Origin of the sequence: Pseudomonas sp. Z4-7 (genome assembly GCF_051131965.1) — a bacterium.
Classification (GTDB): Bacteria; Pseudomonadota; Gammaproteobacteria; order Pseudomonadales; family Pseudomonadaceae; genus Aquipseudomonas.
This window is the reverse complement of sequence record NZ_CP071642.1, coordinates 3437146-3454579: the sequence shown is the minus strand read 5'-3', so window position 1 is coordinate 3454579 and position 17434 is coordinate 3437146. Positions and strand designations below refer to the sequence as shown.

The following is a 17434-nucleotide window of genomic DNA, read 5'->3' as shown; positions in this document are numbered from 1 at the left end:
GCCATCTCCCTTGCCGCTTGGCTGGCCCCGGAGAAGCAGCCTGTTCACTTCTGGACCCTGACCAAATCCGTGAAGCTCATTATTGTCGCAATCTACGTACTTTCCATTGGCTATGTGCACCTGCGCGGGCGCGTGCGGCATAAACTCGGGCGCCAGTTGAGCGATCACTCATCCTTCCTTGCGCCGATCAATTGCCTGCTCTACCTGTGTTCGAAACTGCCCAACAGGCCTTTCCTGAGCCCGGCCCAGTTTCCCGACCTGAGTCCCTTGCAGGCCCATTGGGAAGAGATCCGCGCCGAAGGCCAGAGCCTGCTGCAAGCGGGGGAGATCAAGCGCTCCGATCAATATGACGACGTGGGCTTCAACTCGTTTTTCAAGACTGGCTGGAAGCGCTTTTACCTGAAGTGGTATGGCGACAGCCATCCCTCGGCGATGAAGCTGTGCCCGCGCACCACCGAACTGGTGCAGAGCATCGGCTCGATCAAGGCCGCGATGTTCGCCGAGCTGCCGCCGGGTTCGAAGCTGGTGCGTCATCGCGATCCGTATGCCGGGTCTTATCGCTACCACCTGGGGCTGCAGACACCCAACGACGCCGGCTGCTACATCGATGTCGACGGCGAGGCCTATCACTGGCGCGACGGCGAGGCGGTGGTGTTCGACGAAACATTCATCCACTACGCCGAGAACACCACGGCGCAGAACCGCATCATCCTGTTCTGCGACGTGGAGCGGCCGATGAGATTTCGTTGGGCCACCGCCTTCAATCGCTGGTTCAGCCGTACCGTGATGGCCGCTGCTGGCGCGCCGAATGACGCCGGGGACCGGACCGGTGGCCTGAACCGGGCGTTTTCCCGGCTGTACAAGATCCGCCTGCAAGGCAAAGCGCTGAAAAAGCGCAATCGCAAGCTGTATTATCTGCAGAAATGGGCGTTCTTTGGCGGCCTGTTGGCGATCTTCATCTGGATCTGAATGGTTCAGCCGCCCGGTTTTTCAGCCTCCAACTGTTCCCACATCTTCGCCGTGATCCGTTGGCGATGGTTGTAGCCTTCCCACGGATCGGCGCCCAGGCCCTTGGCCCGTTCCAGCGCGGTATGGATATCCCATTGCTGCGCGTTGCGCAGGCCGGCGAGTTCGTCCCGGGCGATCGGTATCGAAACCGGCAGGCCCGGCCGGGCACGCACCGAATAAGCGGCGACGGTACTGGCACCACGGGCGTTGCGCAGGTAGTCGATAAAGACCTTGCCCACGCGGTTTTTCGGGCCCATGGTCGCGGTGATCCGTTGCGGCATCTGCCGGGTCAGGAACTGCGATATGGCCTTGGCAAAGGCCTTGGTGACGTCCCACCCCTCGTTTCGCGCCAGTGGCACGATGACGTGCATGCCTTTGCCGCCGCTGGTCTTGAGAAACCCCTGCAAACCCAGTTCGTCGAGTACTGACAGGGTCATGCGCGTCGCGTCGAGCATGGCGTTCCAGGGCAACGACGGATCCGGGTCCAGGTCCAGCACAAACAGATCCGGCGTCTCGATCCGGTCATGGGTCGCCGTCCAAGTGTGCAGTTCCACCGCGCCCATCTGCGCCGCGCCGACCAGGGCATGGATGCTGTCGATTTCCATCAAAGCCGCATGGCCCGGGTCCAGCGCCGGATCGAGTTGCCTGATATGGGGGATTTCCAGGCGATCGGCGTGCTTCTGAAAAAACAGCTCCTCGCCAATCCCTTCCGGCGCCCGTACAAGGGAGACCGGCCGCAACTTGAGATGCGGCAGGATCCAGGGGGCGATGTCCAGGTAATACTGGGCCAGTTCGGCTTTCTGCACACCGCTGACGCTGTCGACGACGCGGTCCGGGTGGGTGATGACCACGCCGTCGACTTTCGCGGTGTCGGCCTTGCCGCGGCGTTTGGGCTTGGCGGGCGTGGCTTTGATGGGCATGGGTTGTTCACGCGTCACCCGACTGACCTGCCGGTCGCCGGGCAGATCGAGGAACACCGCCTGACGCACCAGCCCGTCGCGGGTCCATTCGGCAAATTCGATTTCGCAGACCTGCGTCGGCTCGACCCAATGCACGCCGCGCGCCGGTGCGCCTTTGAGCGGCTGGTCGAGTGGCGACGTTTCACGTTCCAAGGCACATAGCTGTTCATGCAGTTGTTTGAGTTGGGATTGGCTGAAGCCCGTGCCGACCCGGCCGGCATAGACCAGCCCCGACGGCCCGTTGACCGCCAGCAACAGTGCGCCGAAGCCGTTGCGCGTGCCTTGCGGGCGGGTGAACCCGACGATGACGAAGCATTGGCGCAGCCGACATTTGAGTTTGACCCAATCGGCGTTCCGTCCCGAGGCATAAGGGCTGCCCAGACGCTTGCCAACCACGCTGTCCAGTGACAGGGCGCTGGCGCTTTCGAAGATGTCATGCTGGCTGGCGGAAAACGCCTCGGAGAACCGCAGGCGCTTGCTGGCGTTGCTCTTGAGCGCATTTTTCAAGGCTGCGCGGCGTTCTTCAACCGGTTTGTCGCGCAGGTCGACGCCATTGAGAAACGGTGCGTCGAAAAGGAAATACAGCATGTCGACGCTGCGGCCGATCTCGAAGGCCTGGCGCAGGGCAGGGAAGTCGGAGTGCCCGGTTTCATCGAGCAGCACCAGTTCGCCGTCGAGCCAGCTGTCGCCCAGATTCAACTGGGCCAGGGCTTCGGCGTGCAGCGTGAGGCGATCGGTCCAGTCCGCATGGTGGCGATTGAACAGCCGGACCTCGCCGTTCTGGATGCGCGCCATCAACCGGTAGCCATGAAACTGCACTTCATAGCGCCACTCACCGGCCGGCGGTTGCTCCACCGGTGTCGCCAATTGCGGCGACAGACGTTCGGGGATTCGCCCCGTGTCGGTCTGCGCATTCCGGCGAGTGCGGCTACGAGTCGTTGGTTCATCCGCCTCCACGGCGGACAGGCGGGCATATTCACTCTCGGCCTTGGCCATGACAGATTCCCTTGTATTACAGGCGCCCGGGGGTTAGCCCCGGGAGGCCTTGGTGGCTTTTTTAGCAGGAGCGGATTTGCGCGTCTTGGTCGATTTTGCCGCAGGCTTTTCGGCAGGCTTTTCCGCCGTCTTGCCCTTGCCGCCGAGGCTGCGCTTGAGCAATTCGGTGAGGTCGATAACGTCGGCGGTTTTGCGCTGTTCTTCGCCGGGGTCGGTTTCCACCGCTTCGAGCCGGCCTTCGGTGGCTTTTTTCTCCACCAGTTCCATGATCTTTTCCTGGAAACTGTCACGGTATTCCTGGGGTTCCCAGTCGCCACTCATGTCTTCCACCAGCCGTTTGGCCATGTCCAGTTCGCCCTTCGCCAGCGTCGGGTTGGTGACTTCGTCGCCCAGTTCCAGGACGTCGAGTTCGCGGACTTCGGCGGGCCAGCGCAGCAGCACCAGCACCAAGGCCGATTCCAAGGGCATCAGCGCGGCCAGGTGCTGGCGGGTATGCATCACCACATTCGCCAGCGCGACTTTGTTGGTCTTGAGCAGGGTTTCGCGCAGCAGGGCGTAGACTTTGCCACCACGTTTGTCAGGCGCGAGGAAATACGGCTTCTCGATGTTCTGCAGCGGAATCTTTTCGCTGTCGACGAAGGAAAAGATGTCGATGGTCTGGGTGGACTTGGGGTGGGCGGCGCGAATCTCCTCTTCGCTGATCAGCACGTATTGGCCTTTCTGGTATTCCACGCCTTTGACGATGTCGTCCTTGGTCACCTCCTTGCCGGTAACCTTGTTGACCCGCTTGTAGCCCACCGGGTCCATGCTGCGTTTGTCCAGCCAGTCGAAATCCACGCCCTGGGACGCGGTGGCTGACACCAGGGCCACGGGAATGTGGACCAGCCCGAAACTGATTGCGCCTTTCCAGATAGCCCGTGCCATGGTGGAGTTTTCCTTGCCGGTGAATAGTCTCTCTGGTGACCCTTGGGTCTCTGGAAAAGTTTCCATTGGGCGCCGGCTGGCTGCGGTTGGGGTCCTCCAGGGGCGCTGAGTTGGAGACGCCTGGTTACATCTTCGTGAGGATATTTTGCTTAACAACGGCGAACCTGCGGCGTAGCGTGTTTTCGAAATGCGGGTGCCGTACCCATGAAATCAGGAAGGTCTCGATGAACAGGCTGATACTCGCCATCTTGGTGCTGCTGACGGCGGCCACTGCCCAAGCGGCTGCGCCCGGTGCGGATCCAGTACTCGTGGCGCAGAGCCTGCCGGGCAACAACAATCCCTACAACAGTCCGATCCGCCGGGCCAACCCGAACAGCATGCAGGGCACCCAGCCCAACGTGCCAGGCATACGGAACAACCCGACGGTTCCGGTTCCCCGACCGCCGACCCTGGAGAATGGCGGCATCGGCAACGGCTACCCGCGTTCCGGGCCGCCATCGGGGTCGCCACGCCCCACCATCGAGGCGCCGACGCCTCCCCGGCACACCAATAACGGCAATCGTTGAGACACCGTGCCGATCAACACCACCACAGAAGGAAGTGTGCATGTTGCGTAAAACATTCCTGGCAACACTTTGCGCCAGCGCTGCCCTGGCCCTTTCAACGCCGGCTTCTGCCGCGCCAGTCCAGCAATTCAAGGCCGAGGATGGCACCGTCGAAGTCACCACGGTCACCCGGGGGCTGGAGCGGCCCTGGTCCGTGGCGTTCCTGCCGGAGCAGCAGGGCATGCTGGTCACGGAGCGTCCCGGTAACCTGCGATGGGTGAAGGCCGACGGAAAATTGTCTGCGCCGTTGAGCGGTGTTCCCGAGGTCTGGGCCAAGGGGCAGGGTGGTTTGCTGGATGTTGTGCTGTCTCCGGACTTCAAACAGGATCGCACCGTCTACCTGTCGTATGCCGAGGCGGGCGAGGATGGCAAGGCCGGCACGGCGGTGGGCCGTGGCCAGTTGTCCAGCGACATGACGCGCCTGGACAACTTCGATGTAATTTTCCGCCAGCAACCCAAACTCTCGACAGGCAACCATTTCGGTTCGCGCCTGGTATTCGACCGGGACGGCTATCTGTTCATCACCCTCGGCGAAAACAACGACCGTCCGACCGCACAGGACCTGGACAAGCTGCAAGGCAAGATCGTGCGGATCTATCCCGACGGCAAGGTGCCGGACGACAACCCTTTCGTGGGACAGAAAAACGTCCGTCCCGAGATCTGGTCCTACGGCTTGCGCAATCCCCAAGGCGCCGCGCTCAATCCCTGGAATGGCACGCTCTGGGAGAATGAGCATGGCCCCAAGGGCGGTGACGAGCTGAACATCATCGAGCGCGGCAAGAACTATGGCTGGCCGTTGGCGACTCATGGCGACAACTATTCCGGCGCGCCGATTCCCGAGGCCCAAGGCAAGACCGCGAAGGGTGCCGTCGGCCCCCATCACGTCTGGCAGGTATCGCCAGGGCTCAGCGGCATGGCGTTCTACGACAATGACCGGTTCAAGGCCTGGCAACGCAACGCGTTTGTCGGGGCGCTGGTTTCCAGGGACCTGATTCGCCTGGAGTTCGACGGCGACAAGGTTGTCCATGAAGAACGCTTGCTCGGCGAGCTCAAGGAGCGGATCCGCGACGTTCGCCAGGGGCCGGATGGTTTCCTCTATGTGCTGACAGACGACGATGACGGTGCGCTGTACAAGGTCGGGCTGAAGCAATAAGCATGTTATGAAGCTTTTTGTGGCGAGGGAGCTTGCTCCCGCTGGGCTGCGTGGCAGCCCCATGCAGGCAACGCGATGAGCCTGACACACCGAGTATCCGATCTTGGGGTTGCTTCGCAACCCAGCGGGAGCAAGCTCCCTCCCCACAGGATCAAAAGCGCCAAAGGATCGCGGAGGCCGGGGATTTTCGTTGACTTCCCGGCCCCTCGCGGCTAGTTTCCAGCCATGACTTCCACCGTACTGCGCAGCCAGCCAAGCATTATTACCGCCATTCCTTATCTGGCGGGCTAGCTGACGACTGCACCCAACCCGCCCTAGAGGCGGGTTTTTTCTTTCTGTCTCCAGGGCTTTACCCGACCAGGAGACCGCCATGACCCCAACCAGCCCCGAGCAGACGCTGCTTGAGCACTACGTCAAGAAGATCCTTGCCGCTGCGGTGTACGACCTGGCGGTGCCCACGCCGCTGCAAGCGGCTGCGGCGCTGTCCCAGGCCTTGGGCAATCGGATTCTGTTCAAGCGCGAGGACCTGCAACCGACGTTCTCGTTCAAGATCCGCGGCGCTTATAACAAGCTCGTGCAACTGACCCCCGAGCAACGCAGCCGTGGCGTGATCACCGCATCGGCGGGCAACCACGCCCAAGGCGTGGCGATGGCGGCTCAAGCGTTGGGTATCTCGGCGTGCATTGTCATGCCGCGCACGACGCCACAACTGAAAGTACTGGGCGTGCGCAGTCGCGGGGCCGAAGCGTTGCTGCACGGTGAGAGTTTTCCATTCGCCCTGGAATTCGCCCTGGACCTGGCTCGGCAGACCGGGCGGGAATTCGTCTCGCCGTTCGATGACCCGCAAGTCATCGCCGGGCAGGGAACCGTCGCGATGGAGATCCTGCGCCAGCATCCAGGTCAGTTGGATGCGATCTTTGTTCCGGTCGGTGGTGGCGGCTTGATTGCCGGGGTGGCGGCTTACGTCAAATACCTGCGTCCGGAGGTGCGCATCATTGGCGTCGAGTCGGAACACTCCGCATGCCTCCAGGCCGCACTGGCAGCAGGGGAGCGGGTGACGCTAGCGAGCGTCGGCACGTTCGCCGACGGCGTGGCCGTCGCGCAGATCGGCGCCCATGGCTTCGATATCTGTCGTTTCTGCGTCGATGAAGTGATCACCGTCAGCAACGACCAGCTCTGCGGCGCGATCCGGGATATCTATGACGACACCCGCTCGATCACCGAGCCATCCGGCGCCCTGGCGGTGGCGGGGATCAAGCGCTACGTGACGGACAGCGGAGCGCAGGGCCAGACACTGGTGGCGATCAACTCTGGCGCAAACATCAACTTCGACAGCTTGGGCCACGTGGCAGAGCGCGCGGCAATGGCTGCGTCTTGAGGTGCTCCCGCGCACCATATTTTTTGAAGTAGCCGACGGGTGCCCGCCCGTGAAGTCGAAATAGTGGCTAATCTCCAGCCTGGCAAGTTGAGCGGCGCGATGCAGTTTGCATGGATAAAACACCGTTTCCTTGCATTTTGCATGGCCGTTGCGTTGGACCTGACTGCTAAGTAATTGATTTGTAACAGTGTCGCTGTACTGATTTACGGGCATATTTTTTGCGAGTTGATACCCGAGTCCGATGACGGGCTCCAACACCAGAAAACGCCAAAATGAACGAACGGCACGGCATTCGAAGTCCTGTCCGCAGGGAAGAATCGGACGAAAATACCGCCGTCGTGAACATGAATTGGCTGCCTCAAAAGGAGAGAGTTGCCATGTTTTTATCTGCCCTCGAAATGCGAAACATCATTGAAAGCAGCCTGCTGCCCAAACGCTCGCAATGCACCTTGTCACCTGATCTGTCCATGACCGTTAAAATCTACGACGACCACCAGACCGACCGCGTGGCGTTGGTCAAGAGCGATATTGACGCCACCAAGCTCACCGGCTGCCGCGCCATTAACGATCTGATTGCGGAACTGCGTACCGAACTCGACCGTGGCCAGGGTCACGGCCACGGGAACTATTTCCACCAGCAACACCGGATGAGCGGGCGTTAAGCACCGCCCGACCTTTGCAAACCTGACGACCGGGTCCGATATTGTTCGAACCCGGCGTCCAGCTTTCGATTTTTCCTAGACCAATTGCTGCCGATAGGGCAGGTCTGGCCCGACTTTGCCGCACGTCAGTGCCGCGGCGCGCATGGCGAAATGCAGCAGCTCCCCGATCTGCTCCGCGCTCAGCGAATGCAAACCCTGCACATCATCCAACTGCTGCTCGGTCAGCCAAGCGATCAGCGCAGCCTGGAACGTGTCGCCCGCGCCCACCGTATCGGCAATCTGGACCGGGCAGGCGGGAAGCGACCATACGCCATGCTGACGGCTGAACACCGTTGCGCCCTGGCCGCCACGGGTGAGGAAGGCCAACTGACAGCGGTGCTCCAGCCAGCCCCCAATCACTTCATGTGGGTCCCGGTCAGGGTAGAGCAGGCTCAGGTCCTCATCGCTGACCTTGATCAGGTCGGCGTATTCCACCAGCGTCGCGATCCGTGAACGCCACAACTCGATGTCTGGCTGCGGATTGAGCCGCACGTTAGGGTCGAGGCTGATGAGGCGTCGGCCGCTTTCGCGTTGTACCAGTGCCAGCAGCGTATCGCCCACTGGTTGCACCACCAATGAGAACGAACCCACATGCAGGCCGCGCACTTGCGGGCCCAGCGTCGGCAAATGCTCCACGCGCAGTTGCCGGTCTGCGCAGCCTTCGCCACGGAAGCTGTAGTGGGGCGAGCCGTTGGCGCCGACAGCGACCATGGCCAGGGTGGTAGGGGCCTCGAAGTCCTGGGCAAATTGAATGCTGACGCCTTCGTCCACCAGCACCTGTTTCAAGCGCCGGCCCAGATAGTCGGTGGACAGCCCGGTGAACAGCGCCGACTCGATCCCCAGTCGACGCAAACCCACCGCCACGTTGAACGGTGAGCCACCGGCGAGCGCCTTGAAGTTAACTTGCGAAGCCGGAGTCTGCGCTTCGTTTGCGCTGAAGAAATCAAACAGCGCTTCACCACATACCAGATACATAATTGCCTGCTCTCAAAGGGTTGCGACGTGTTGCCGGTAACGTTCGTAGGCTTGTTGTGACGCCGCGACGTGTGCGGCGACGGGCCGGGTTTCGCTGGCCGGGTCGAGTTTGACGCAGCGCTCGCACAGGTCGGCCAGGGATGTTTGCCCGGCGCCATGACACCACGCCGCCTGGATCGCCCCGCCCAGGGCAGCGGCTTCGCTCTGTTCGGTGCAAATGACGGTAGTGTCCATGATGTCGGCGACGATCTGTCGCCAGACCGGGCTCTTCGAACCGCCGCCGATCAGGCGAATGCTCTGGGCCTTGAGCCCGTTGGCACGGAGCAGGTCGAGGCCATAGCGCAGGCCGAAGGTCGTGCCTTCGACCACCGCGCGGCAGAGGTTGGCCCGGGTCAGGTTGGTGGTCGTCAGGCCCAGCAGGCTGCCGGTGGCATGGGGCAGGGCGGGGACGCGTTCGCCATTGAGGAACGGCAACATGCACACGCCCTCGGCACCGATCGGTGCCTGGGTTATCAGGGTATTGAACGTATCGATGTCCAGTTCCAGCAGCTCGCGCAGCGCTCCGGTGGCGTTGGTCAGGTTCATGGTGCAGATCAACGGCAGCCAGCCGCCGCTCGACGAACAGAACGTCGCCACGGATGCTTGCGGGCTGACCACGGGCTCGGCGGCATACGCATACACCGTGCCGGAGGAACCGAGGCTCATGGTGATCACGCCGGGCTGGATGTTGCCGGTGCCGATGGCGCCCATCATGTTGTCGCCGCCGCCACTGGCAACCACCGCGTCGGGGTTGAGGCCCAGGTGTGCGGCGATCTCGGGCAGGATCCTGCCGACTGGCTGATGGGCCTCGATCAGCTCGGGCAAGGCCGATTCCAGCCGGCCGCTGGGGTCGATATGGCGCAGCAGCGCGCGATCCCATTGGCGGGTACGGACGTTGAAGTAGCCGGTGCCCGAGGCATCGCCATACTCGCTGCAATGGCGCCCGGTAAGCCAGTAGTTGAGGAAGTCGTGGGGCAGCAGGATGCTGGCGGTTCGCTCGAATACCTGCGGGTGCTGTTCCCGGGTCCAGAGCAGTTTGGACACCGTGTAGCCCGGCGCAATCACCACGCCGAGGCGTTCCAGGCTGCCTTCTTCACCGCCGAGATGCGCCAGGAGACGATCGTTTTCCGCGGTCGTCTCGGTATCGCACCACAGTTTTGCCGGGCGCAGTACCTGGCCCTGCTCATCGAGCAATACCAGGCCGTGCTGCTGGCCGGAGACGCCGATGCCGAGAATCGACTGGCCATCGACCTTTGCATCCGCCAGCGCTCGCCGAGTGGCCTGGGTGAACGCGTCGAGCCATTGCCGGGTGTCTTGTTCCCGGCGGCCGTTGGCACCGCTGATCATGTCGTGGGCGGCGGCGCCCTGGCCGAGTACCTGGCCGCTGATCGAATCGAGGATCAGCGCCTTGGTGCCTTGGGTGCCGCAGTCGATGCCCAGGAACAGTTGTTGGTTTGCCATGGAAATCCTCGGGTCAAAAGAACAGTCGATACAATACCTGCGGTTAACGGCTTACCTGTGGCGAGGGAGCTTGCTCCCGCTGGGCTGCGCAGCAGCCCCACCCAGGCAACGCGGTGAATCTGACAAACCCAGGGGGTCGCTTCGCAACCCAGCGGGAGCAAGCTCCCTCGCCACGAATGCGGGTTGCATCTAGCCTTGATCAGCCAGCACTCGCTCCAGCGTCTTGGTCACCCCTTGCTCGCGCAAGCTGTTGCAGCACCATTCGAATGCTGCCACGAACTCGGGCGAACGGGGGATGGCCGTGCCAAAAATTTCTTCCACTGCAAGCATTCTCTGGGTCACCAGCGCGTCGTCGGCCACCAGCGCCTGGCAGAACGCCGCGCGTGGGTCGGGGATCGAATAGGTCGTGCCATTTTCATCTACCCCTTTGAGGTAAACAGCCCAGGCCGCCACCACCAGCGCCGCGCGGCGGGTCTGGCCGCCGTCGGCGATCAGGCGGTTGATGGTCGGCACGGTGAATTTGGGGAATTTCGACGAGCCATCCGAACACACCCGTTCCAACTGGTCGGCGATGGCCTGGTTGGAGAAACGCTCTATCAGGGTGTCCTTGTATTCCGTCAGGTCGATGCCCGGCACGGGCGCCAGTTGTGGCGTCACGTCCAGGTCCATGTAGGCGCGGATGTAGCGCACGAACAACGGGTCGTTCATGGTTTCGTGGACGAAACGATACCCCTTGAGGAAACCCAGGTACGTCAACGCGAGATGGCTGCCGTTGAGCAGCTTGATCTTCATCTCTTCATAGGGCGAAACATCATCGGTGAACTGCACACCGACCTTCTCCCAGGCCGGGCGACCATTGACGAACTTGTCCTCCACCACCCATTGCACAAAGGGTTCGCACACCACTGGCCAAGCGTCGTCGATGCCATGCTCGTCGTGCAGCTGCAAGCGGTGGGCGCTGCTGGTCATCGGGGTGATGCGATCGACCATGGCGTTGGGGAAGCTCACGTTCTGCTCGATCCATTGTTTCAGTCCGGGGTCTCGCAACGCGGCAAACGCCAGCAGCGCCTTGCGCGTGACGGCGCCGTTGTGGGGCAGGTTATCGCAGGACATCAGGGTGAACGCCGGCGTCCCCGTAGCCCGGCGTTTGGCCAGCGCGGCGCAGAGGAAGCCGAACACGGTGTGCGGTTCGTCCGGATGGGCCAGGTCGTGCTGGATCTGCGGCAGATGGGCCATGAATTCGCCGTTGCTGTCGTCAATGCAATAACCACCCTCGGTGATCGTCAGCGAGACGATGCGGATCTGCGGGTCGGCCAGTTTGTCGATCAACGCCTGGGCGCCATCCTCGGCCAACAGCATGTCGGCGATCGCGCCGATGACCCGGACTTCGGTGTCGTCGGTATCCCCCAGTTCATACAGGGTGAACAGGTGGTCCTGGCCAGCCAGATCATCCCGGGCCCGGCGATCTTCCGCCCGCAGGCCGACGCCGCAGATCGCCCAGTCGAGGCCTTCGCCGGTGTTCATCAACGCATCGGTGTAATACGCCTGGTGCGCACGGTGGAAACCGCCGACGCCGATGTGGGCGATGCCCTGGCGGCGGTCGCCCAGGTTGTAAGCGGGCAGGGCGACCTCGGCGTTGAGGTTGTGCAGGTTCTGTCGGTTGAGTTTCATCGCAAATCTCGGCAATCAGGCGGCAGCGCGCAGCGCGCGGGAAACCGCAACGCCTTCGGCATCGAATAAGTGGCAGTGTTCGGCGTCCAGGTGCAGCTCCAGTTGCTCGCCGAAACGGCTCGCCAGGTCACCCCGCACGCGCATGGTCAGGGCTTCGCCGGAGGCGGTGACGACATGGCAGAAGGTGTCGCTGCCCAGGCGTTCGCTGACATCGGCGGTGACCCGCAGCGTGCAATCACCCGGTTGCGCCAGGTTCAGGTGTTCCGGGCGAATCCCCAGGGTTACCGCGCCGCCGACGCTCAGGTTGGCACCGCTGCGCGGCAGGCTGATGCGGGTGCCGGCGTCCAGCAGCACTTCACAACCCTGGCCGTCCAGGCCGGTGACCTTGCCCTTGAGAAAACCCATCTTCGGCGTGCCGAGGAACCCGGCGACGAACAGGTTGGCCGGCTGGTGATACAGCTCCAGCGGCGAGCCGACCTGCTCGATGCGCCCGCCGTTGAGCACCACCACCTTGTCGGCCAGGGTCATGGCTTCGACCTGGTCGTGGGTCACGTAGATCATGGTTGCCTGCAACTCTTTATGCAGGCGCGCCAGTTCCAGGCGCATCTGCACGCGCAGCGCGGCGTCGAGGTTCGACAAGGGCTCGTCGAAGAGGAAGATTTTCGGGTTGCGCACGATGGCCCGGCCGATCGCGACGCGCTGGCGCTGGCCGCCGGACAGCTGCTTGGGCTTGCGCTCCAGCATCGGCCCCAGTTCGAGGATGCGCGCCGCTTCGTTGACTTTTTTTTCCACCTCGGCCTTGGGCACACCGGCGAGGTCGAGGGCGAAGGACATGTTCTTGCGCACGCTCATGTGCGGGTACAGGGCATAGGTCTGGAACACCATCGCCAGGTCGCGCTTAGCCGGGCTGACTTCGGTGATGTCACGGCCGTCCAGCTCGATGGTGCCGTCGCTGACTTCTTCCAGGCCGGCGATCAGCCGCAGCAGCGTGGACTTGCCGCAGCCCGAGGGGCCGACGAAGACCACGAACTCGCGGTCGTTCACTTCAAGGTCGATGCCCTTGATGATGGAGAAGCCTTCGAAGCCTTTTTGCAGATTCTTGATTTTCAGGTTGGCCATGATGATGGGCCTCCACTTCTGATGAGTGTGTAGGGCGCGTTACTTCACCGCGCCGAAGGACAAACCGCGCACCAGCTGTTTCTGGCTGATCCAGCCGAAAATCAGGATCGGCGCGCAGGCCAGGGTCGAGACGGCGGACAACTTGGCCCAGAACAGGCCCTCGGGGCTGGAATACGAGGCGATCAGTGCTGTCAGCGGCGCGGCTTTGGATGAGGTCAGGTTGAGCGACCAGAACGCCTCGTTCCAGCACAGGATCAGCGACAGCAGCACCGTTGACGCGAGGCCGCCCTTGGCGATCGGCAGCAGCACGCGGACCATTTCCTGCCACAGGGTGGCACCGTCCAGGCGCGCGGCTTCGAGGATGTCGCGCGGGATGTCCTTGAAGTAGGTGTAAATCATCCAGACCACGATGGGCAGGTTGATCAGGGTGTAGATGATGATCAGCGCGAGGCGCGTGTCCAGCAGGCCGAACTGCTTGGCCAGCAGATAGATCGGCATCAGCACGCCCACCGGCGGCAGCATTTTGGTGGAGAGCATCCACAGCAGCGTGCCTTTGGTGCGCTGGGTTTCGTAGAACGCCATGGAGTAGGCCGCCGGCACCGCGATCAGCAGGCACAGGGCGGTGGCGCTGAAGGAAATCACCACCGAGTTCCAGGCGAAGCTGAAGTAGTTGCTGCGCTCGTTGATGTGCAGGTAGTTCTCCAGTGTCGGCGCGAAGATGAACTGCGGCGGCGTGGCGAAGGCGTCGATTTCAGTCTTGAAGCTGGTCAGCACCATCCAGAAGATCGGAAAGAAGATCAGGATCGCGATGGCCCAGGCCAACGTGCCCAGCAGCAGGCTTTGCAGGCGACGGGATTGTTGAAGAGTCATGGCGACGGCCTCAATGCTTGTCGGTGAGGTTTTTGCCGATCATCCGGACCAGGATGATGGCGGCGATGTTGGCGATCACCACGGCGATCAGGCCACCGGCTGACGCCATGCCGACGTCGAACTGCACCAGCGCCTGGTTGTAGATCAGGTAGGCGAGGTTGGTGGAGGCGTAGCCAGGGCCACCGTTGGTGGTGGTGAAGATCTCGGCGAACACCGACAGCAGGAAAATCGTCTCGATCATCAGCACCACGGCAATCGGACGCGCCAGGTGTGGCAGGGTCAGGTGCCAGAAAATCGCGATCGGTCCGGCTCCGTCCAGGCGCGCGGCTTCTTTCTGTTCCTGGTCGAGGGACTGCATGGCGGTCATCAGGATCAGGATCGCGAAGGGCAGCCATTGCCACGACACGATAATGATGATCGACAGCAACGGGTAATGCGCCAGCCAGTCCACCGGCTGCGCACCGAAGAGCTTCCACACCGAGGCGAGGATGCCGGAGACCGGATGGAAAATCAGGTTCTTCCAGATCAGCGCGCCGACGGTGGGCATGATGAAAAACGGCGAGATCAGCAACACCCGCACGATGCCGCGACCGAAAAACTCGCTGGCCTCCAGCAACGCGCTGATCAATACGCCGAGCACGATACTGATCAGCAGCACGCTGCCCACCAGCAGCAAGGTATTGGTGGCACCGGGCATGAAGCCCGAATCGGTCAGGAAGTAAGTGAAGTTCTCCAGCCCGACGAATTCGTTTTCACCGGGGTAGAGCAGGTTGTAACGGATCATCGAGAAATAGACGGTCATGCCCAGCGGCACGATCATCCACAGCAGTAACAAGGCGACCGACGGGCTGACCAGGAACCAGCCGGGGTTGGCCAGGCGGATCTTGCGGGCTGGCGGCGGAGCAATCTCGATGGGGGCTTTGGCGGTTGTCGTTGAGCTATTCATGAGCGCTTACTCTTATGCAACACATTCCCTGTGGCGAGGGAGCTTGCTCCCGCTGGACCGCGCAGCGGGCCCATGCCCATAGGCAATCTTTCTGATCGCCAGGGCGGGCTTTGCCCGCCAGCGGGAGCAAGCTCCCTCGCCACAAATGGATATTTACAAGTCTTTACTTGGGATACCCGGCGCGTTTCATCTCGCGCTCGGTGGTGGACTGCGCGGCGGTCAATGCCTGGTCCACGCTCTGCTGGCCGGTCAGCGCGCCGGAGAAGAACTTGCCGACCTGGGTGCCGATGGCCTGGAACTCGGGAATGGTCACCAACTGAATGCCGATGTAAGGCACGGGCTTGAGCGTCGGTGCTTTCGGGTCGGCGACTTTCAACGACTCCAGCGTCACCTTGGCAAACGGTGCGGCCTTCATGTACTCGTCGCTGTAGGTCGAGGCGCGGGTGCCTGGCGGTACGTTGGCAATGCCGTCGGTCTTGGCGACCAGTTGGCCGTATTCCTTGGACGTTGCCCAAGTGGTGAAGACCTTGGCCGCGTCCTTGGCTTTGGAACTGGTCGGGATGGCCAGCGACCAGGAGTACATCCAGGAGGTGCCCTTGTCGGTTTTTTCGTGGGGGGCGAAGGTGAACCCGACGTGATCGGCCACCTTGCTCTGGGTCTTGTCGGTCACGAACGAACCGGCGACGCTGGCATCGACCCACATCGCGCACTTGCCGCTGTTGAACAGGGCCAGGTTCTCGTTGAAGCCGTTGCTGGACGCGCCCGGCGGGCCGGATTTCTTCATGTTGTCGACGTAGAAGTTCAGGGCATCCTTCCACTCAGGCCCATTGAACTCCGGCTGCCACTTCTCATCGAACCAGCGCGCACCAAAACCGTTGGCCAGGGTCGTGATCAGCGCCATGTTCTCGCCCCAACCGGCCTTGCCCCGCAGGCACAGGCCATACTGTTCCTTGGACTTGTCGGTGAGCTTTTGCGCGAATTCACCGATCTGGGTCCAGGTCGGGTGCTCAGGCATGCTCAGCCCGGCGTTCTTGAACAGGTCCGTGCGGTAATAGGTGATCGAGCTTTCGGCATAGAACGGCAGGGCGTACAACGAGCCCTTGACCGACAAGCCATCGCGCACGGAAGGGAAGACGTCTTCCAGGTCGTAGGACGCCGGCAGGTCCTTCATCGGCTCCAGCCAGCCCTTGGCTCCCCACAGTGCGGCTTCGTACATGCCAATGGTCAGCACGTCGAACTGTCCACCCTGGGTGGCGATGTCGGTGGTCAGGCGCTGGCGCAGGACGTTTTCTTCGAGCACCACCCAGTTCAGCGTGATGTCCGGGTGCTCGGCCTCGAAAGTCTTCGAAAGCTTTTGCATGCGGATCATGTCGCTGTTGTTGACGGTGGCAATGGTCAGGGTTTGCGCGCCGAAACTGACGCTGCTGAGGGTCATGCAGGTGGAGACAAGCAGAGCTTTTACCGAAGGTTTCATCGCGCACTCCTTTTCCGCGCCCACGGGCTGCAGAAGGACAGTTATTGTTTTTGTGTCTTCCGGATGAGAGGAAGAATGTGCGCTGATTACAGCCCTCAATGGATTGCATGACAAATCATTCGTCGCACTTTTACTGATACTTTTTTGCACTGGATGGGATTTGCGAAAAACCCGTGGCGAGGGAATCGGGTAAAGGTCAGGCCTGGTTCTGCTCGGTCAACCGCTGCACCGCCAGCCGCCGGTAGTGCGACGGGGTCATGCCCTTGAGTTGCTGGAAGCGTCGGTTGAAGTTGGAAATATTGTTGAAGCCCGACTCGAAGCACACATCGGTCACTGGTTTGTCGCCATCGGCCAGTAGCTCGCAAGATTTGCTGATGCGCAGGCGATTGACGAATTCGATGAAGCAACGCCCCGTGGCTTGCTTGAAAACCCGGCTGAAATAGGTGGGTTTCATGCCCAGGTGCTCGGCGACTTCTTCCAGGGGCAACTCCCGGGCGTAATGGGCAAAGATGTAATCCACCGCGCGGTTGGTGCGGTCGATGCTGTGCTCGTCCGCCGCGTGTGGTGTGGTGGCGCCGGAAAGCAGCTGGAAGTCGTCGCAGGCCGCCAGCAGCTCCATCAGGATAAAAAAGTAGCCCAGCCGGCTCATGCCCTGGGCGTCGGCGATGCGTTGCATCAACGTCATGGCCTGGCGGATGGTGCGCTTGCAGCGAAATTCGATGCCGTGCTGGGCACGCTCCAGCAGCGGTGCGAGGGTCTTGAGCTCGGCGAACACCTGGTTGCCGCTTTCAAACAGCTCATCAGTGAAGTTCACCAGCATGTCGCGCTTGGGCACCACTTCGTCCTCGGCCACCTGGCTGATCCAGTTGTGGGGCAGGTTGGGGCCGGTAAGGAACAGCGACTGCGGAGAAAAATTGCCGATGTAGTCGCCGATGAAGACCTTGCCCGAACTGGCGACGATCAGGTGCAGCTCGTATTCCTTGTGGAAATGCCAGCGCACCAGCGGGCAAGGAAAGCCGTGCTGGCGATAGATGATGGACAGCCCGTTGTGGTCGTCCATCAACTCGTAGGAAGGGTCGGTGACTCTGGCTGTTCGGGTCATGGGCCTGGCGCTTTTATTGTTATCGCCGCTGGATAATGCCCCCTTCGCCGCGC

15 protein-coding genes are annotated in these 17434 nt (G+C 61.9%); 5 read left to right on the top strand and 10 right to left on the bottom strand.

Annotation, left to right across the window (positions count from 1 at the left end; all coding sequences use genetic code 11):
• Nucleotides 1-69 precede the first annotated feature (69 nt).
• Nucleotides 70-969, top strand: coding sequence for a lipid A hydroxylase LpxO (gene lpxO / locus J3P91_RS15485; RefSeq protein WP_434600958.1), 900 nt, complete (start codon nucleotides 70-72; stop codon nucleotides 967-969).
• 5 nt (nucleotides 970-974) lie between these two features.
• Here lpxO and ligD read toward each other — a convergent pair whose 3' ends face one another.
• Both ligD and J3P91_RS15475 read right to left on the bottom strand, forming a co-directional pair.
• Complete coding sequence (ligD, locus tag J3P91_RS15480; RefSeq protein ID WP_434600957.1) at nucleotides 975-2963, bottom strand: DNA ligase D; 1989 nt, start codon at nucleotides 2961-2963, stop codon at nucleotides 975-977.
• Between the two features lie 33 nt (nucleotides 2964-2996).
• Nucleotides 2997-3887 carry a Ku protein gene (locus tag J3P91_RS15475; protein WP_434600956.1) on the bottom strand — a complete coding sequence of 297 codons (891 nt, stop codon included), beginning with the start codon at nucleotides 3885-3887 and terminating at the stop codon, nucleotides 2997-2999.
• 224 nt (nucleotides 3888-4111) lie between these two features.
• On the opposite strand from J3P91_RS15475, the gene J3P91_RS15470 reads away from it, so the two are divergent.
• The 4 genes from J3P91_RS15470 (at nucleotide 4112) to J3P91_RS15455 (ending at nucleotide 7685) form a co-directional block, all read left to right on the top strand.
• Nucleotides 4112-4453: a hypothetical protein gene (locus tag J3P91_RS15470; RefSeq protein WP_434600955.1), complete on the top strand. Its 342-nt coding sequence runs from the start codon at nucleotides 4112-4114 to the stop codon at nucleotides 4451-4453.
• Between the two features lie 40 nt (nucleotides 4454-4493).
• A complete protein-coding gene (locus J3P91_RS15465; protein ID WP_434600954.1) occupies nucleotides 4494-5645 on the top strand; it encodes a PQQ-dependent sugar dehydrogenase in 1152 nt (383 codons plus the stop codon).
• Nucleotides 5646-6015: 370 nt separating this feature from the next.
• Nucleotides 6016-7023, top strand: a complete 1008-nt coding sequence (gene ilvA / locus J3P91_RS15460) for a threonine ammonia-lyase, biosynthetic (RefSeq protein WP_434600953.1) — start codon at nucleotides 6016-6018, stop codon at nucleotides 7021-7023.
• Nucleotides 7024-7400: 377 nt separating this feature from the next.
• Entirely contained in the window at nucleotides 7401-7685 is a 285-nt protein-coding gene (locus J3P91_RS15455) for a DUF1652 domain-containing protein (protein ID WP_434605157.1), read from the top strand.
• Between the two features lie 75 nt (nucleotides 7686-7760).
• Here the strand turns inward: J3P91_RS15455 and J3P91_RS15450 are convergent, their stop codons facing one another.
• The 8 genes from J3P91_RS15450 to J3P91_RS15415 form a co-directional block, all read right to left on the bottom strand.
• Nucleotides 7761-8699: a carbohydrate kinase family protein gene (locus tag J3P91_RS15450; RefSeq protein WP_434600952.1), complete on the bottom strand. Its 939-nt coding sequence runs from the start codon at nucleotides 8697-8699 to the stop codon at nucleotides 7761-7763.
• A 12-nt stretch (nucleotides 8700-8711) separates the two neighbouring features.
• Nucleotides 8712-10199 (bottom strand): xylulokinase, encoded by a 1488-nt coding sequence (gene xylB / locus J3P91_RS15445; protein ID WP_434600951.1) that lies wholly within the window; start codon nucleotides 10197-10199, stop codon nucleotides 8712-8714.
• Between the two features lie 189 nt (nucleotides 10200-10388).
• Nucleotides 10389-11870: a mannitol dehydrogenase family protein gene (locus J3P91_RS15440; RefSeq protein ID WP_434600950.1), complete on the bottom strand. Its 1482-nt coding sequence runs from the start codon at nucleotides 11868-11870 to the stop codon at nucleotides 10389-10391.
• A 15-nt stretch (nucleotides 11871-11885) separates the two neighbouring features.
• A complete protein-coding gene (locus tag J3P91_RS15435; protein WP_434600949.1) occupies nucleotides 11886-12989 on the bottom strand; it encodes an ABC transporter ATP-binding protein in 1104 nt (367 codons plus the stop codon).
• Between the two features lie 39 nt (nucleotides 12990-13028).
• Entirely contained in the window at nucleotides 13029-13859 is an 831-nt protein-coding gene (locus J3P91_RS15430; protein WP_014338173.1) for a carbohydrate ABC transporter permease, read from the bottom strand.
• Nucleotides 13860-13869: 10 nt separating this feature from the next.
• Entirely contained in the window at nucleotides 13870-14805 is a 936-nt protein-coding gene (locus J3P91_RS15425; protein ID WP_053184628.1) for a carbohydrate ABC transporter permease, read from the bottom strand.
• A 163-nt stretch (nucleotides 14806-14968) separates the two neighbouring features.
• On the bottom strand, nucleotides 14969-16279 hold the full coding sequence (locus tag J3P91_RS15420) for an ABC transporter substrate-binding protein (protein WP_434573885.1): 1311 nt from the start codon (nucleotides 16277-16279) through the stop codon (nucleotides 14969-14971).
• Between the two features lie 196 nt (nucleotides 16280-16475).
• Nucleotides 16476-17381 (bottom strand): AraC family transcriptional regulator, encoded by a 906-nt coding sequence (locus J3P91_RS15415; RefSeq protein WP_305500721.1) that lies wholly within the window; start codon nucleotides 17379-17381, stop codon nucleotides 16476-16478.
• Between the last annotated feature and the right edge of the window lie 53 nt (nucleotides 17382-17434).

Bases quoted from the DNA above. Each gene is read 5' to 3' on its own strand.
- J3P91_RS15475 (WP_434600956.1), bottom strand. From the start codon at position 3,887: ATGGCACGGGCTATCTGGAAAGGCGCAATCAGTTTCGGGCTGGTCCAC.
- ilvA (WP_434600953.1), top strand. From the start codon at position 6,016: ATGACCCCAACCAGCCCCGAGCAGACGCTGCTTGAGCACTACGTCAAG.
- xylB (WP_434600951.1), bottom strand. From the start codon at position 10,199: ATGGCAAACCAACAACTGTTCCTGGGCATCGACTGCGGCACCCAAGGC.
- J3P91_RS15435 (WP_434600949.1), bottom strand. From the start codon at position 12,989: ATGGCCAACCTGAAAATCAAGAATCTGCAAAAAGGCTTCGAAGGCTTC.
- J3P91_RS15440 (WP_434600950.1), bottom strand. From the start codon at position 11,870: ATGAAACTCAACCGACAGAACCTGCACAACCTCAACGCCGAGGTCGCC.
- J3P91_RS15425 (WP_053184628.1), bottom strand. From the start codon at position 14,805: ATGAATAGCTCAACGACAACCGCCAAAGCCCCCATCGAGATTGCTCCG.
- J3P91_RS15465 (WP_434600954.1), top strand. From the start codon at position 4,494: ATGTTGCGTAAAACATTCCTGGCAACACTTTGCGCCAGCGCTGCCCTG.
- J3P91_RS15430 (WP_014338173.1), bottom strand. From the start codon at position 13,859: ATGACTCTTCAACAATCCCGTCGCCTGCAAAGCCTGCTGCTGGGCACG.
- J3P91_RS15455 (WP_434605157.1), top strand. From the start codon at position 7,401: ATGTTTTTATCTGCCCTCGAAATGCGAAACATCATTGAAAGCAGCCTG.
- J3P91_RS15420 (WP_434573885.1), bottom strand. From the start codon at position 16,279: ATGAAACCTTCGGTAAAAGCTCTGCTTGTCTCCACCTGCATGACCCTC.
- ligD (WP_434600957.1), bottom strand. From the start codon at position 2,963: ATGGCCAAGGCCGAGAGTGAATATGCCCGCCTGTCCGCCGTGGAGGCG.
- J3P91_RS15415 (WP_305500721.1), bottom strand. From the start codon at position 17,381: ATGACCCGAACAGCCAGAGTCACCGACCCTTCCTACGAGTTGATGGAC.
- J3P91_RS15470 (WP_434600955.1), top strand. From the start codon at position 4,112: ATGAACAGGCTGATACTCGCCATCTTGGTGCTGCTGACGGCGGCCACT.
- J3P91_RS15450 (WP_434600952.1), bottom strand. From the start codon at position 8,699: ATGTATCTGGTATGTGGTGAAGCGCTGTTTGATTTCTTCAGCGCAAAC.